The following is a 17223-nucleotide window of genomic DNA, read 5'->3' as shown; positions in this document are numbered from 1 at the left end:
CGAGTCTTTGCCTATTAATTAATTTAAAATTTCTGCCGGAATCTCCTTTATGGGCTTTATTCGTACCGATTTAATGAACAGATCGCCGCCTTCAGATTGCAGCTGAATTTTGCCCGATGACAACGGTTTTATTTGGCCGTCTTCGTAAATACCGGTGTTGGTATTTACCATTACTGTTTTTCCATTAACAACATGTACGCAGGTTCTTCCTACGGTATAAAGTTCTACTGTATTCCATTCTCCCAGCGGGTTCTCTGCGTCAATAGCTTTTTTAATGCCAGGCCCTTCAAAATCTTTTCCAAACTGTGTTGCTTTGCCGCCTTTGGCATAAACAAACGCATCGTCTGATTTTGCCACTTCGGTTTCGCAAACGGTATTGTTCATCAGGTAAGTGTCTCCCAGTTTTTCATGCATTAGCTGGCACTCAATGTTGGTCATCCAGGTGCCCAGAGCCTCGCCAAACTCACCAAAGCTATGGTAGAGCAAGCCGCTGTTGCGCTTTGTATAAACCTGTTCTCCCCATTTAAAAACCAGCTCCAGGTGGTAGTTGGCGAAAGTGTCAACAGTAGCCAGCGAACCATTTACTTCTCCCGAGATGTGGATCAGTTTTTCGCCGTTTTCTTCCACTACCTTAAACACTTTATCAGTTGTTGCCTGGGCATGAAGATGGTCAAAGCTGTCCAGTGCGGTTCCGATGTAAGTATCCCATCCATCGAGGTTTTCGCCGTTGAAGATAGGTTGCCACGGTTTTTCACAACTTGTGAGCAGAACAATAAAGCTACTAAGTAGAAACAGACGAGAAAAAAGACTCATGATTTTTCGGTTTAGATTAAAAATTTTGCAAAAAAAAACTGCCCATAAATATAGGACAGTTTCTTAAATATTGTATTCTTTTTTTGTTAAACCGCTTCTGCAGCAATTAATTCTTTTGCCCTGTCGAGCATCGATGTGTCATCCAACAATACGATCCCACCGTTTGGTCCCGGTTCCATATGGATTCCTACTGCTTTCCCGTTTGTGTAGTTGGCTCCTCCGAAATAATTCCTGACGGTTTCTTCACTCACGTTGAACTCTTTTGCCATTTGCCTGATTGCACCGTCAGGTAGGCTGTCTTTGACTTTTCGCAGTTCGTTAAATGTTATTTTTTTTTCCATATCGCTGAGATATTATTGATTAATTATTATGATTATTTAAAAGAACGTTTCACTTATCTGTAAAATTAAAATTAATAATTTAATAATAAAAGATTAAAGCCTCAGCAAAGGAAAACCTACTGATAAAGTAGTGAAATTATGTGAAAAATAGAACTCGGGTAAAAATGTAACTGGCAGATAATTAGTGTTGTGTATTTTTGATCGTATGTTGTAAAGCAGGGTTTCTTAACGGTATTCTTAACAATTTTTAAGTTTCCGGGTTTAAGGCAGGATGCTGTTGTAGATTGCCTGGTGCATTTCGGTTCGGATATTGAGTTGATACAGCCGGTTGTTTTCGCGGCTAGGATGAACCCGGTTCGACATAAATACGAACAAGACTCCGGTTTGCGGATCGGCCCACGCAAAGGTGCCGGTAAACCCTCCATGGCCAAAACTGCTTTTGCCGGCCGAAACTGCCGGGTAAGCGTCGAGCAGGTCTTTTTTATTGTTGTCGATTAAGGGTTTGTCGAATCCGAGCCCTCTTCTGTTCCGGTTTTCGGGAAACTGGGTACGGGTAAAATCATCCACTGTTTCTTCTGAAATGTAACGCCGGCCTCCAAAATAACCTTTCTGAAGGTACATCTGGAAAAGTTTGGCCAGGTCGTTTGTGGTGCCAAACAATCCTGCATTCCCCGAAATACCGTTCATCATGGCCGCTCCTTCGTCGTGCACAAAGCCGCAAACCATTTCTTTCCGAAAAAGATCGTCGTTTTCGGTGGGCACAATTTGCCGCATGGGAAAATGCTGGTAGGCATTGTAGGTAATGGTGTAGGCCCCGAGTGGTTTGTAAAAGGTGTCTTTGGTGTATGCTTCGTAGGGTTGCCGGGCAAGGTGCTCAATAATGGATGGAAACAGAAAAAAGCTAAGCCCGGAATAGGTGTAACGTTTTCTCGGAAGTAATTTGGAATTCCGGATGGTGTCCATCATTTCGGTCAGATAGTTCGGATTCATGTACAGTTTGTCGGAAACCCGGATATTGAACTCTTCGGAAGGTTCGTGACGAAACACGTGGGTATCCAGGTTACCTTCCTTGTCGACAGTGTTCATCCAATACGAAATATAGGGCCGCAATTGCGCCTGATGCGCCAAAACATCCCTGATTACCAGGTTTTCTTTGTTGGAACCAATAAAGTCAGGCCAGTATTTGCTCAGTTTATCGTCTACATTGAATTTTTTTTCGTCCACCAATTTCATTAAGGCAGGCAGGGGGCCGGTAACCTTGGTGAGCGAAGCCCAGTCGTAAACACTGTTTTTTTCAACCGGCTGCGCCTCATTGTAGGTAAAGTAGCCAAAGCACTTGTGGTAAACAACATTTCCGTCTTTTGCCACGAGTACCTGGCAGCCCGGGTAAGCTTTCTCATCGATTCCCATTTGGGCAATGGTGTCGATCAATGCCAGCTTCTCCGAACTCATTCCTGCTTCTTCCGGAATAGTGTACGAGAAAGTACTGTTGCCTTTTACGGTCATTCCGTCATTAACCCGAAAACGCGTGTCTACAGTTACCGGCAGTTTCCCGTTGGCATCAAAAGCACCAAAAACAAGCTGTGCTGCCAGTTCGCGGGTCAGGTCGGTTCCCTGGTAGGCCAGTATCAAGCCTTTTGCATGGTGAATATTAGAAAAATGCTTGAGCGCATAAGCGTTGCCAAAAAACACAAATACGGATCTTTTCTCGGCAGTTAAATCTTCCACTGCCTTTTGCTGAATGCTGCTCACACCGTAATTTCCTGCCGGATAGCGGTGGATTCCTTCAATGGCTGCTATTACCAGGCTGTAGTTGGAGAGTTTGCTTCGAAGCTGTGCCCATTCTTTTTCCGTAGCATTTTTCGAAAGCACAAAATGATCGATTTGCGTATAATTGTCGAGCATTGTTTGAAATGCGCTTTTGGAACTGCTTCCCAGACTTACGGAGGCGATTTTTTCTTTTTCCAGATTCTGAACGGGTAGCACGCGCTGGTTTGCCAAAACTGTCAGCGAGGCTTTGATTAGCTTTCTTTGTGTTACTTCAAAAAATGGAGAGTTCAGCTTTTTAGTGAGATCTTTAAGCTCGGCTGCCCGGTATTCCTGCAGCCTGGTCCACCTTTTTAGCGCCAGTATTTTTCTACATTTTTCTTCGATCGCTGCTTCAGTTATTTCTCCTTTTGAAATGGCATCTTTAACTGCAGATATTGCCTTTTCAATGTCCGGAACAAATTCCACCATGTCATTTCCGGCGATTAGCGCTTCCACTTCTGCCCGGCCGGGGTCCGATCGAACTCCTTTCATTCCGATGGCATCGGTAACAATAAAACCGCGGTAGCCAATCTCTTCTTTCAGATAACCGGTTACTATTTTTTTTGAAAGCGAGGATGTCTTTCCCGATGAATCAAGCGCCGGGACGGAAAGGTGGGCAGTCATAATTCCGCTGATTCCTTTTTCAGACAAATACCGGAAGGGATAAGACTCGATTGAATCCAGCCTTCCCTTTGAATGAGGAACAAGCGGAAGTGTAACATGCGAATCGGTTTTTGTATCGCCGTGACCGGGAAAATGTTTGGCTACCGGAATTACCCCGGCATCTTGCATTCCTTTGGAAACCATCCAGGTTTTTTCCGCCACATTTTGTTTGTCTTCGCCAAACGAACGGAAATTAATAACCGGGTTGGAAGGAGTGGTATTAATGTCGGCAACAGGTGCAAAGTTCATCTGGATGCCCAGCAATTTGAGTTGTTCGCCAAACTCAAGTCCCATTTGATAAATGAGCGCGGTATCCTGAACGGCACCGAGGCTTTGCGCATACGGATATTGGATGGTGCTATCGGTTCGCATAGCCGGTCCCCACTCGCCGTCAATGGCAATTAACAGGGGCGTTTCGGAAAAGGCCTGAAACTGGTTGATCCACGAGGCGGTTTTTACGGGTGTTCCCTGCATTACCAGCACTCCGCCAGGCTTGAATTTCCGAATTTTATCCAATACCGCAGCCTTGCTTGCTTCGTTTTGTTTGGGATACGCAGTGATCATCATCAGCTGGGCAATCTTTTCATCGATGGAAAGTTGGTCCATTTTTTCGTTCACCCAGGGATCATTTTTGAAAACGGCAAACGGAGGATCGGCAGCTTTTGCTACAGAGATGAGCAGTATGCATAATAGTATCAGAAGAAAATATTTCTTAGGCGTTGGTTTCATTTCTAAAAGTTTTCTTTTAAGCTCATTCCATGAAACCCACCCGAACACTTTATTGTTTAAAATATTTAGCATTCATGGCCGTTTCAATTTCCGGAAGAATAAGCGCTCCGAAAATATTATAAATCTATCTTCGTAGCAACAAATGTAAAATTTTAATACCGATGTTCAGAATAAATTTAGCCCTGATTTGTTTGTTCCTTTTTGTACAATGTTTGGTAGTGAAAGCCTCCGAAATTAAAGTAGGTGCCGATCGGCCTGAACTTTATTTGCCTTTAATGAAAGGAAAAAAGGTAGGCCTGGTAGTGAATCATACGTCGCAGGCAGAAGGTGCGCATCTGGTTGATTTTCTGCGTGACAGGAAAGTGGATGTGGCAAAAATATTTGCTCCGGAGCATGGTTTTCGTGGCGATGTATCAGCTGGTGGTAAAGTGGATGACGGAGTGGATGCAAAGACCGGAATCCCGGTTTTGTCGTTGTATGGTGAAAACAAAAAGCCAACAGCGGAGCATATGAATGGATTGGATTTGATGGTTTTTGATATTCAGGATGTCGGGTGCCGGTTTTATACCTACATTTCTACGTTGCACCTGGTGATGGAAGCTTGCGCCGAGCATCGTGTTCCGCTTGTTGTTTTGGACCGTCCAAATCCGAACGGAGATTATGTGGCAGGCCCGATTCTGAAAGAAGGGTTTGAGTCTTTTGTGGGAATGGATCCGATACCATTGGTGCATGGGTGTACTGTGGGGGAACTGGCGCAGATGATCAACGGAGAAGGTTGGCTGGAGAACGGTGTTAAATGCGAGTTGACGGTGATTCCGGTGAAAAATTATGACCACACCATGTCTTATTCCTTGCCCATTGCACCGTCGCCCAATTTACCCAACGACCTGTCGGTACGTTTGTATCCTTCGCTGTGTTTTTTTGAAGCCACCAGCGTTAGTGTGGGGCGCGGTACCAGGTTTCCGTTTCAGGTTTTGGGCGGATTAAAACCGGAACTGGGTGATTTTGAATTTACTCCCCGAAGTATCCCGGGTGTAGCGGTAAGTCCGCTGAACAATGATAAAAAATGTTACGGTGTTGATTTGCGATCAATCAAAGATGCTCCTGAATTTACGTTGAAATATTTTCTTGATTTCTACAACAAATACGAAAACAAAGAGGAATTTCTTACCAGCGAACGGTGGTTGAATCTTTTAGCCGGAACTGATTTGCTGATTATGCAAATACGAAATGGAGTGGCGGAAGACGAGATTGTTAAGAGTTGGCAACCCGGGCTAGAGGCCTATAAAAACATACGGGCGAAGTACCTGTTATATCCCGATTTTGAGTAGAAAATCCGGTTTTCTTTCTTCAAAATGAAGCAAGGAAATCTGAGTTTTTGGGGAGACCGGTTAAATAACTCAGTATTAAATCGTAATAAATGATGAATAAATGCTTATAGATTGTCAATAAGTGTTAAAAATTGTAAATTGATTTTTTATATTTGCATACTATATAGTAGCATTAAGCCGTTATAAGACTAAAGAAAACTAAGTTGGCCAAGTATCTATTCTACATAACTGTGGTGGGAACACTATTATTCTCCCTGTTTTCGTGTGAAGATGAGGGATATATGTCGTCGCCGGATGCTGAGCTCCAGTTTTCTAAGGACACCATCGCTTTTGATACCATTTTTACCACCATCGGTTCTACCACCCAGCGTTTTACTGTTCGGAATCCTTATAACGAACCGGTTTTGATCTCGAATATCCGGTTAGCGGGAGGCTCCATGTCAAATTTCAGGTTGAATATAAACGGTGAGTTGGAGAACGAAGTGTACGATGTGGAAGTGCCCGGACATGATAGTATTTACATATTTGTGGAAGTGACGATAGATCCCAACGGGCAAAATTTGCCAATGGTTGTACAGGATTCTATTCTCTTTTCGACTAATATGAACTTGCAGGATGTGAAGCTGATTGCTTACGGGCAGGATTTTGTATTGGTGAAAGCTGAAAACATTGAAACGTCGACTACATGGACAGCAGACAAACCTTATTTAGTTTACGATTACGCTCATGTTGACAGTCTGTCGACGCTTACGATACAACCGGGTGCGCGGATTCATTTTCATAAAGGGGCCGGATTATACGTTCGGGGAACCATAATTGCAGACGGTACTTTTGAACAGCCAATTCAGTTTTTATCAGACCGGCTGGAGGATTCTTACAAAAATGTACCTGACCAGTGGAACAGTGTTTTATTGTTCTCCGGCAGTCACGACAATGTATTCAATTTTGTAACCATCAAAAATGCGAACATTGGCTTGCAGGTGGGGACTATTGAGCATGATGGGTATGCCTCAGTGCGGCTTACCAACTCTAGGATCGAGAATATGGCTTACGCTGGTTTGTTTGCCATGAAGTCGAAAATTTACGCCTACAATGATGTAATTGCAAACTGTGGTTTTTACGCAGCGGCCCTGTTGGTGGGTGGAGAATACGAATTTTATCACACTACCATTGCCAACTACTGGGGGAATCTGGGCAACAAAGTTCGTACAACTCCGGCGCTTGTCATGTCGAATGTACTGATTGTGGAAGGTGCTGATGGCAGCTCGGTATCCTACAATGGCGACCTTTCCAAAGCCACGTTTGGAAATAGTATTATTTATGGCAATATCAACAAAGAGGTGGAATTGGGCGATAATGGTGAAAATGCCTTTGAATATTATTTTGACCATTGCATTATGCAGGTGCCGGATACTTTAAATACGACCAATAAGGATCATTACAATTCTGTGTGGAAGGGTAGTAATTACGATCCGTTGTTTGTGGATCCATATAGCGGGTTGAATTACCAGCTCGACACATTATCTGCTGCAATTGATGTGGGCAGTTCAGAATATTCCAAGCTGTTCCCCTTAGATCTTTTAAATAAAAGTCGGACAGCGGATGGAGGACCCGACCTGGGGGCTTATGAGCGCTATGCCAAGTCGGATGAAGACTAGTCTTTTCTGCATATTTCTTCTATTTTTTATTTTCAGAACCTCGGCCCAGGATTCCAAGCAGTTTACTGTTGTTTTTTACAATGCTGAAAATTTGTTCGACTGGAAAAATGATTCGCTGACCAATGACGACGAGTTTACGTCAGGCGGTGAACGTCACTGGACATACAAACGATTTCAGAAAAAACTACAAAACACATCCAAAGCTTTGCTGGCAGCAGGAGAATGGAGTACCCCTTCGGTTATTGGTTTGTGTGAAGTTGAAAATCGTTTTGTGTTGGAGCAGCTGTTGGAGAATACCGCCCTAAAGTCAATCGGCTATCGGATTATTCACAAAGAATCGCCGGATGCGCGTGGCATTGATGTGGCGCTTCTTTATAATCCGAACGATTTTTATCCGGTAGAATACAATTACTACCCGTTAATAAATAAAGATGGAAGCGTAAGAAGCACACGCGAGATATTGCATGTTGCCGGAATATTGGGCCGTGCTGATACTCTTCATTTTTTTATGAATCACTGGCCATCGAGGTACGGTGGTTTGATGGAAACAAAGGAAAGCCGAAAGCTGGCGGCTGAATTATTGCGAGAGAAAGCAAGCCGAATTCTGAAGCAAAATCAACAGGCAAAAATTGTAATCATGGGTGATTTTAATGATCAGCCAAACGATGAAAGCCTGCTTTCACTCGGAGCTCAGGCTTTGTTAGGCAAGGCGGTAAACGACCGTTTGTATAACTTGTCCGCTCAATGGATGAATAGAAACACAGGAACGTTGAAGTTTCAGTCTCAATGGTTTGTCTTTGATCAAATCATTGTCTCGGGTTCTTTATTGAACTCCGAGAAAGGAATAAAGACGATCCCCGAAAATGCAACGATCGTAACGTTCCCTTTTTTGTTGGAAGCAGACGAACGAAATGGAGGCCAAAAGCCATTTCGCACCTACAATGGTTTTCAGTACAATGGAGGTTTTGGGGATCACCTGCCCATTCGCTTACTCCTGGAGTTAGATTAGTTTGCCTTTTTGAGCCCCAATTCTTCCGCCTTTTTTAGCATGAAGGCATAAGCTTCCTCATAGTTATTGTGAATGTCCCCGTCCAGGATGGCATCTTTAATCGCATCTTTTATCAGACCCACTTCCCGGCAGGGAGCCAGATTGTAGGTTTTCATGATTAGCTCGCCATCTACGGGAGGCTGAAAATTCCGGACAGCATCTTTTTCTTCAATCTCCTTTAGTTTTTCGCGCACCAACCGAAAGTTCTTCATGTAACGCTTTACTTTATCCGCGTTTTTCGAAGTAATATCAGCTTCGCAAAGGGTCATTAAATCATCAATATCGTCACCTGCTTCAAAAAGCAGTCGCCTTACTGCAGAATCGGTTACAATCTCTTCCGAAAGTACGATGGGACGCATATGAAGCTGTACCATTTTTTGTACATATTTCATCTTTTCGTTCAAGGGGAGTTTCATCCGCCGAAAGATCTTGGGGATCATTTTAACCCCGATGAAATTATGTGCATAAAATGTCCAGCCCTGGCCTTCCACAAACTTTTTGGTAGCCGGTTTGGCAATGTCGTGCAGCAGGGCAGACCAGCGTAACCAGAGGTTGTCGGTGTTTGGGACGATGCGGTCCAATACTTCCAGGGTATGGTAAAAATTGTCTTTGTGCCCAATGCCGTTAACTACATCAACACCTTTCATGGCCTGCAATTCCGGAAAGATAATGCGCAACAACCCGGTTTCTTCCAATAGTTTGAATCCTTTGGAAGGTTTGTCGGCCATCATTATTTTGTTTAATTCATCAATAATGCGTTCTCCCGAAACAATCTTGATTCGCTCCCTGTTTCGGGCAATTGCCTTATAGGTCTGTTCCTCGATCTCAAAATTAAGCTGGGTGGCAAAGCGAATTGCCCGCATAATACGAAGCGGATCATCCGAAAAAGTTATATCCGGATCAAGCGGGGTTTTGATGGTTTTGTTTTGCAAATCATCCAGCCCGTTGAACGGATCCAGTAATTCCCCGAAATTGTGCTGGTTCAGGCTAAGTGCCAGCGCATTTATGGTAAAGTCGCGCCGGTTCTGGTCGTCTTCCAACGTTCCGTCTTCTACGATCGGTTTGCGCGAATTTCGTTGATAAGACTCTTTTCGGGCACCGACAAACTCAATTTCCATGTCTTTAAACTTGAGCATCGCAGTGCCAAAGTTTTTGAACACATTGACTTTGGGAGTGGGTCTTAGTTGTTTGGAAACCTGTGTAGCCAACTCAATACCGCTTCCGATGGTAACAATATCTATGTCTTTGGATGGACGGTTTAAGTAGATATCGCGTACGAATCCGCCGATAACGTAGGTTTCCGTCTGCATTTGATCGGCAACTTCCGATATCGTTTGAAATATTTTGTGTTTCAATTCCTTCATTAATATCAATTTTCAAAGAAGCATGTTTATGAAACATAGTTCTTACTGGGTGGTGGCGCATCAGCGCCTGAATAATTCGGCTTAATCAACTGCCAAAAAGGATGAAATGTTCAGCAATCCTGCCATTTCTGAAAAAATCGTGACAAAATTACAAGAAAATAGTTGAAATTAAACGGTATATTGTGATTTGAACGGGTGGTATTATTTTTGCATGAAAGTATATAGATATTTAGATTGATAAATTTTAAAACAATTATATCATGTTAGAACATTTAACAAAAGAAACTTTCAAAGAAAAAGTCTTTAATTTTGAAGCAAACAAAGAGTGGAAATACGAGGGGTCAAAGCCTTGTCTGATTGATTTTTATGCCGACTGGTGTGGCCCGTGTAAAATGGTTGCTCCGGTGTTGGAAGAACTGCAGAGCGAGTATGGCGACAGCATTGTTATTTACAAGGTAAACACCGAAGAGCAGCAGGAACTTGCCGGAATGTTTGGAATTCAAAGTATCCCATCGTTATTGTTTGTACCACAGGATGGCCAACCACAAATGGCAATGGGGGCGTTACCAAAACAGACTTTCGAAAGGGCAATTGCCGATGTACTGAAAGTGGAAAAGCCACTTGCTAATTAAGATATTCAAGCACTTTCTCTAGCTTAATACCACGGGAACCTTTTATTAAAATGTTCCCGTTTTTTATGGGGTCTTTTTCCAAAAGCTGGCAAAGGTCATCTACTTTTTCGAAACACGGGAAGTCAAAATTTTGATTGGCCCTGGCAAATTCCTTTCCCACCAAAAATACATTCTGAAAAGCTTTTTCACGAATTGTTTTTAAGATGGAAAGGTGTTCATCAAACGAGTATTCGCCTAATTCAAGCATATCTCCCAAAATAAGATAGGCTGAATCCGGGTTGTTGGCTGCAAAGCTGTCAAGTGATGCTTTCATGCTGGTTGGGTTGGCATTGTAAGCATCCATAATTATGCGCAGGTCATTCTTTACAATCAGTTGCGAACGGTTGTTGCGTGGTTCGTAGTTTTTAATAGCACTTTGAATTTTTAGCGGATCCACTTCAAAAAAGTTCCCGATGCAGGCAGCTGCCAATACATTTTCGAAATTGAAATTACCGATCAGTTTGGTGTTGATGTACAGCACCCCTTTGGGGAAGTTTACTTTTAGGTGAACAAAGGGGGGCGAATCCAGCAACTCGCCTTTGAACCCGGCATCAGTAGTTCCGTACGAAATTCTGTTTGGAATGTTTTTCCCGAGTTCTTCGAGGTAGGTGTTGTTTCGGTTGTAAAAAATAACACCGCTTTTCTTTGCCATGTAATCGTACAGTTCGCCTTTTGTTTTGATTACGCCTTCAAACGATCCAAATCCCTCCAGATGGGCTTTCCCCACGTTGGTGATGATCCCAAAATCGGGATCGGCTATCTGGCACAATTGCGCTATTTCTCCGGGGTGGTTGGCTCCCATTTCCACGACGCCAAACTCGGTGTTGCTGTCCATTTTTAATAAGGTAAGCGGAACGCCAATGTGGTTGTTGAGGTTGCCCTGGGTAAAGGAAACCTTGTATTTTTCGGCAAGCACGGCAGCAATCAGCTCTTTGGTGGTTGTTTTGCCGTTGGTGCCGGTAATGCCAAGGATCGGGATTCCCAGTTTTTTCCGGTGAAACAAGGCCAGTTGCTGGAGCGTAGTAAGAACATCGTCTACCAGGATTGTTCGTTCAGTGGAAGCAAATTCTTCCTCGTCGATAACCGCGTAAGCAGCGCCGCTTTTTATGGCATCGTTGGCGTAACGGTTTCCGTTAAAGTTCTCACCTTTTAATGCGAAAAAGATGCATCCTTGTTCAATTTTGCGGCTGTCAGTCGAAACGGTCTGACGGGCTGCCAGAAAGTACTGGTATATTTTTTCCAATGTGGTCATACTCAAAAATACATAAAGCGACATAAAAAAAGCTTCACGTTACATGAAGCTTTTCTCTTTATCTGATAATTTTCTTTTTCAATTAAAATCCTTCCGGACTTCCAACCCTTGTCATTGCACAGCGGAATCCAAGGTCATTCTTTGCGTGTTTCTGATCGAGGTAACGACGTGTTCCCGGAACCAGCCAGTAAGGACGGTCTCTCCAGGATCCACCTTTGTAAACCCGAACCTCGTCGGTAATAAGTGAAGTAAAATACCCGGGACGGTTATCCTGAATGTACATTCCTTCGCTTCCTTTTTTCTCTGCGGCATTCCAGTTGTCACCTTCAACTACCTGCGAATTTAAATCACCATCTTTAAAGTTTCTGTAATCCATGCCTGGAATAGTGTCTTTGATTAACTCCCCGTATTGATTGCGCATCAATTGACCGTTGGCATCTCTTCTGTATTCAGTGATTACATTTCCACGGAAAGGATTGAATTCTTCCACATCTTCCATTGATTGAGAACGATACACATCGGCTACCCATTCGTTCACGTTACCTGACATACAATATAAACCATAGTCGTTAGGTTCGTACGAGAAAACAGGTGATGAAATATCTGCATTATCGTTCAAGGCACCTGCCATACCCATCATGTCGCCTCGTCCGCGAACAAAGTTGGCACGCATTCTACCTTTGTCTTTTTTGTGATCGTCGCGCAGATAAGCTCCGTTCCATGGGTACAATTTACGGTCGGTAAGCAATTCTCCATCGGTGTTGCCAATCAAGCCATAGGCAGCGTATTCCCATTCGGCTTCGGTGGGCAATCTGTAATTTGGAAGCACAATGCCGTCTTCCCATTTTACCCGACGTGCTGTGCCGTCACCATTTTCAACCGGTTTTTTACCTGCAGTTCCGTCATAAAGCCCGGAAAGGTAAGTTTTGGTTGTATAGGTGTTTTGTCCGCCTTGGGCAGCATCGTGTGTTAAAATACCTTTTTCTACCAGAATTTGCTCATTCACCCTGTCGGTACGCCACTCGCAATAAGCTTCAGCCTGTTCCCAGGTAACTCCAACAACCGGATATTCGCTGTAGGCGGGGTGTCGGTAGTAGTTATTTACATAGGGTTCATTATAGGCCAATTCGCTTCTCCATACGGTAGAGTCAGGAGTAATTGACTTTAATCTTTCTGTATCTCCCGGATACACTCTCGAAGTCCAGTGGGTAAATTCACGGTATGATTGGTTGGAAACTTCCGTTTCATCCATGTAAAACGATGCAACCGTAACCCTTCTCGGGAAGTTGTCATTCCGGTACATTACATCTTGTTCAACACGTCCCATGGAGAAAGTTCCGCCTTGTACAAAAACAAGGCCCGGGCCTGCATCCTGTTCGTATCCAGATACATTGGGGATGTTGCCGGTTTCAGGATCATTGTATTTCCAGCCGGTAGTACGTGACGATTCACCGCCTCCTTTCCCGAACAAACCACAGCCCGAAACAAGTGCGGCAAACATCAAAATGAATAATGGTTTTAGTTTCATTAAACGCATTTTTGTACTTAAAAAATTCAACTTGACAACAAATATAACTGATTTATTCAATTCTTATTGTCCAGCCATTTTAATATTTTCAGGAACTTTTCAAGGATGTTGATATCTTTGCTGACCTTGCGTGGAGGTTATTTGTTCTTACTACAGAGCAAAATAACTGCAATATTTAACGACGGTTATCGTTTGAGATTTATAATTGAATCGTATTTATGAAAAAATATTTACTCCTGTTATGCATCGTTTGGCTCGGTTTCTCTATCGACGATACTCAGAATGAAGAGATAACGTTGGACTGGGGGAATCCGTTTGGCATTCTCAATAGTGGCGCAGGATTCACCGAGATTTTCGAGAACACGACATTCCCGGAAACGACCAGCGAGTTACCTGTTTATACCCGTATTTATGACCTTCCGGAAACCAATACTTCCTACAAAATAGTTCTGGATAATCCGGTGTATGAAGCGACGGATTGGGAGCTTTCAGAGCAGGTGCTGGCGACACTCCCCGGTGACATTCAAATTAACAGCCAACTGTTAAAATCGGGGCATTCGGTTAAAAACGAGGTTCAGATTGTTCCTATAAAAAAGGTGAGTGGAAAGATATGGCGCTTAAAGTCGTTTGAGTTAAAACGTTTTGCGGTGCCAGCACTTAAAAGTAGTGTTCAGGAATACGATTGGAGTTCCAGTTCTGTTCTCAGTTCCGGAAAATGGATAAAAATAGCCACTACGGCGAAGGGGATCTACAAAATACCCTATTCGAAACTTAAATCGTGGGGTTTTGAACAGCCAGAAACTGTGGAGGTATTTGGTAGCGGGGCCTTGCCGCTTTCAGAAGATCCGGGGCAAATAGAGTACGACGATTTGAAGCAGTGTGCAGTGTGGCGGGGTGCAAACGGTGGCGAAGACTGTCTGTTTTTTTATGCGCCGGGCCTCACCCAATGGACCTTGAACGGTGATGGGTATTTTACGCATTACACCAATGATTACTCGCGGAAAGGATATTTCTTTCTTTCAGATAATGCACCGGCACAAAAGCAGGTGGAGGTTCTTCCCGAAGTAGAAGAGCCTGTTACCCATGCAACTGCTGCTTTTAGTGCTTACGACTTGCAGGAAAGTGATCTGTACAATTTGTTGCCGCGCGGATCCGGGAAGCAGTGGTTTGGGCAAAAGTTTGGCTCTGGTAATACCCGGAGTTTTACCTTCAACGTATCGGATGTGGATGAAAATGCAGAGGCAAGCTTGTTGGTGACCGCTGCCGCCAGAAGTTACCGTACTTCGTCGATGGTTACTTCGGTGAATGGAACGGACCTGGGAGCGGTAGGCTTCAGTTTGGTTGACACCGATGAAGACAATGGCTTGTATGCCGATCTTCGGGATCGTCGGTTTTCGTTTTCGCCAACCGGAAATGAATGGGTCGTATCCTTAAATTATAGTGCTTCCAACGTAAGCGCTTCCGCCTGGATTGATCACCTGGAACTAAACTACCGCCAAAAACTGAAAGCGGGTACAAGCCCGTTGTTTTTCAGAGATGCCTTGTCGGTTGGCGGGGGCAACATTGTTCAGTTTTCCATTGACGGTGCCGGGGCTTCCACCCGTTTGCTGGATGTTACCGATATTAATAATGTAAAAGAAGTGCCGGCCGAATTAAGCGGCAGTACTTTAACGGCCAAACGTCCGGCGGACGAATTGCGTGAGTACGTGGTGTTTAATACAAACGGTACTTTTAATGAACCGGAGTTGGTGGGGGAAGTTGAAAATCAAAATCTTCATGCGCTGAGTACCCCGGAATACGTGATTATTACACATCCGGCATTTAAAGACGCAGCTAACGAACTGGCCAATTTTCATCGCGCCTACAGCGGAATGAGCGTGGAGGTAGTGGAGGCCGATAAAATATACAACGAGTTTAGCTCCGGAAGTAAGGATGCCACCGGAATACGGAACTTTATTAAAATGATGTACGACCGGGGAAATACCTTAAAATATGTACTGCTCGTGGGCGATGGCAGCTACGATAACAAAGGCATTCATTCCGAAAGCAATAACTTTATCCCTACTTTCCAGTCGGCTAATTCGTTATTGCCCACTTCTTCGTTTGTTACCGACGATTATTTTGTCATGCTTGATGCCGGCGAAACGGTTTACAAAGGTGCCATCGATCTGGGAATTGGCCGGCTGCCCGTTGCCACAGCCTACGAGGCACAGTCGGTGGTAGATAAGATAAAACGTTACCACGAGCCTGAAGCATTGGGGAGCTGGCGAAGTGTGATCACATTTATCGGCGATGACGAAGATTCCAGGCTTCACATGCGGCAGTCGGAGGAACTGGCTGATTCGGTAAATAAAAACAACAAAGCACTTCTCAGCGACAAAATATACCTGGATGCATATGTTCAGCAGGTAACACCGGCCGGAGAAAGCTATCCCGATGTAAATGCAGCGATTGGCGAACGTGTAAAAGACGGAGTGCTGATCTTGAACTACATCGGACATGCCAGCGAGCGTAACCTGGCGAAAGAAAACGTTTTGGGCATCAGTGATATAAATGCGTGGTCGAATACGGCGCGGATGCCGATTTTTGTAACGGCAACCTGCGAATTCAGCCGCTTTGACGGAGATGAAACATCAGCTGGTGAATACATTTTGCTGAATCCCAACGGCGGGGGAATCGGACTTTTCTCCACAACCCGTGTGGTTTTCGCCAATGCTAACTTTAAGCTTAGCAAGAGTTTCTATAGTTACATTTTCAAAAACGATGAGAATGGCGAACACTACCGTATGGGGGATGTGATGCGTTTGGCAAAAACCAAGATCGGAGATTCGATCAACAAACGTAACTTTTCCTTACTTGCCGACCCGGCGCTGCGGCTTTCGTTTCCGAAATACAGGATTGTCACCAGTAAAATAAACCAGCAGGATGCCAATGGCGAAAAAGAAACGATAGGTGCCCTGCAAAAGGTAACCATAGAAGGTTATGTGGCCGATGCCTTTGGTAATAAGCTGGATGACTTCAACGGAAAAATGATCCCAACGGTTTTTGACAAGGAAGTGGTAATGGAGACACTTGGAAACGGAGGGGAGACACCGATGAAATTTAAAGTGCGTGAGAACATTATTTACAAAGGCGAGTCGACTGTGAAAAACGGAGCATTCACGTTTAGTTTTGTGGTTCCGAAAGATATTTCATACAGCCTGGGAGAAGGAAAAATAATGTATTATGCCGATAATGGTTTGGAAGATGCCCACGGAGCCTTTGATAATTTCAACATTGGCGGCGCGGGCTCTGATATTACAGACAACCAGGGGCCGGAGATCGACCTCTTCCTGGATTCTCCCGATTTTCAGTCGGGCGATAAAACCAGTAAAAACCCAACCCTGATGGCCAATTTGTCGGATGATAACGGGATTAATACGGTGGGAACCGGTATTGGTCATGATATTACGGCGGTAATTGACGGAGATTATTCCAAAGTATATGTGCTGAATGCTTATTACAGGGCTAATGCCGATGATTATACCAGCGGAACGTTAACTTTCCCCTTGTCGGGTTTGCCGGTGGGAAAACACACCCTGCGCTTAAAAGCCTGGGATGTGGCCAACAATTCTTCCGAGAAGGAAATAGAGTTTGAGGTTACCAATGAGCTGGAGATCACCGAAATCAGTAATTATCCCAATCCGCTTTCGGATTATACCTATTTTGTGCTGAAGCACAACCAGCCTGGTGCCACTTTGGATGTGATTTTTGATGTGTACGATAAAAACGGACGGTCGGTAGATCGTTTCCAAACCACGGTGGGCTCAAATGGGAACACTACCAACCCTGTTCGCTGGGACATTGCCGAGTCGCGGATTGCCGCAACGCCGGGTGTTTACGTGTACCGTGCCATTGTGCAAAACTCGGATGGAATAATTTCTTCAAAATCAGGTAAAATGATTATTGCACAATAATTTTTTCAGGCAGGTAAAATTTTTAGGGAAATGTTCCGTTCACTTATGTATGAAATATGG

The 17223-nt window shown here is 44.1% G+C and carries 11 protein-coding genes; 5 read left to right on the top strand and 6 right to left on the bottom strand.

All coding sequences use genetic code 11. From position 1 onward, the window contains the following. Positions 1-18: 18 nt before the first annotated feature. The 3 genes from D1614_RS06320 to D1614_RS06310 all read right to left on the bottom strand — a co-directional run bounded on the left by D1614_RS06320 (position 19) and on the right by D1614_RS06310 (position 4355). On the bottom strand, positions 19-813 hold the full coding sequence (locus D1614_RS06320; protein WP_119437059.1) for a 3-keto-disaccharide hydrolase: 795 nt from the start codon (positions 811-813) through the stop codon (positions 19-21). A gap of 86 nt (positions 814-899) precedes the next feature. Then, positions 900-1154 (bottom strand): DNA-binding protein, encoded by a 255-nt coding sequence (locus D1614_RS06315; RefSeq protein ID WP_119437058.1) that lies wholly within the window; start codon positions 1152-1154, stop codon positions 900-902. Between the two features lie 261 nt (positions 1155-1415). Then, positions 1416-4355: a serine hydrolase domain-containing protein gene (locus tag D1614_RS06310; RefSeq protein WP_162304429.1), complete on the bottom strand. Its 2940-nt coding sequence runs from the start codon at positions 4353-4355 to the stop codon at positions 1416-1418. Between the two features lie 161 nt (positions 4356-4516). Between D1614_RS06310 and D1614_RS06305 the strand changes: the two genes are divergently transcribed. From D1614_RS06305 to D1614_RS06295, 3 genes are all read left to right on the top strand, one after another. After that, entirely contained in the window at positions 4517-5686 is a 1170-nt protein-coding gene (locus D1614_RS06305; RefSeq protein WP_119437056.1) for an exo-beta-N-acetylmuramidase NamZ family protein, read from the top strand. Between the two features lie 203 nt (positions 5687-5889). Then, a complete protein-coding gene (locus D1614_RS06300) occupies positions 5890-7344 on the top strand; it encodes a hypothetical protein (protein ID WP_147384048.1) in 1455 nt (484 codons plus the stop codon). Then, the gene (locus tag D1614_RS06295; RefSeq protein ID WP_119437054.1) at positions 7334-8353 is read left to right on the top strand and encodes an endonuclease/exonuclease/phosphatase family protein; all 1020 of its coding nucleotides are present in this window, start codon (positions 7334-7336) and stop codon (positions 8351-8353) included. The genes D1614_RS06300 and D1614_RS06295 overlap by 11 nt, the downstream gene beginning before the upstream one ends. Here the strand turns inward: D1614_RS06295 and D1614_RS06290 are convergent. Next, on the bottom strand, positions 8350-9756 hold the full coding sequence (locus D1614_RS06290) for a CCA tRNA nucleotidyltransferase (RefSeq protein ID WP_119437053.1): 1407 nt from the start codon (positions 9754-9756) through the stop codon (positions 8350-8352). The genes D1614_RS06295 and D1614_RS06290 overlap by 4 nt on opposite strands. Positions 9757-10016: 260 nt before the next feature. Here D1614_RS06290 and trxA point away from each other — a divergent pair, with 260 nt between their 5' ends. Beyond that, positions 10017-10388, top strand: coding sequence for a thioredoxin (trxA, locus tag D1614_RS06285; protein WP_119437052.1), 372 nt, complete (start codon positions 10017-10019; stop codon positions 10386-10388). On the opposite strand, the gene D1614_RS06280 is transcribed toward trxA, so the two are convergent. Together D1614_RS06280 and D1614_RS06275 are read right to left on the bottom strand one after the other, a co-directional pair. Next, the gene (locus D1614_RS06280; protein ID WP_119437421.1) at positions 10381-11679 is read right to left on the bottom strand and encodes a UDP-N-acetylmuramoyl-tripeptide--D-alanyl-D-alanine ligase; all 1299 of its coding nucleotides are present in this window, start codon (positions 11677-11679) and stop codon (positions 10381-10383) included. The two genes, trxA and D1614_RS06280, sit on opposite strands and share 8 nt — an antisense overlap. Positions 11680-11761: 82 nt before the next feature. Next, complete coding sequence (locus tag D1614_RS06275; RefSeq protein WP_119437051.1) at positions 11762-13207, bottom strand: SUMF1/EgtB/PvdO family nonheme iron enzyme; 1446 nt, start codon at positions 13205-13207, stop codon at positions 11762-11764. 218 nt (positions 13208-13425) lie between these two features. On the opposite strand from D1614_RS06275, the gene porU reads away from it, so the two are divergent. After that, entirely contained in the window at positions 13426-17163 is a 3738-nt protein-coding gene (porU, locus tag D1614_RS06270; RefSeq protein WP_119437050.1) for a type IX secretion system sortase PorU, read from the top strand. Positions 17164-17223 lie beyond the last annotated feature (60 nt).

The sequence above is a fragment of the Maribellus luteus genome (assembly GCF_003576475.1).
Classification (GTDB): Bacteria; Bacteroidota; Bacteroidia; order Bacteroidales; family Prolixibacteraceae; genus Draconibacterium; species Draconibacterium luteum.
This window is presented reverse-complemented; position numbering and strand designations above follow the sequence as displayed.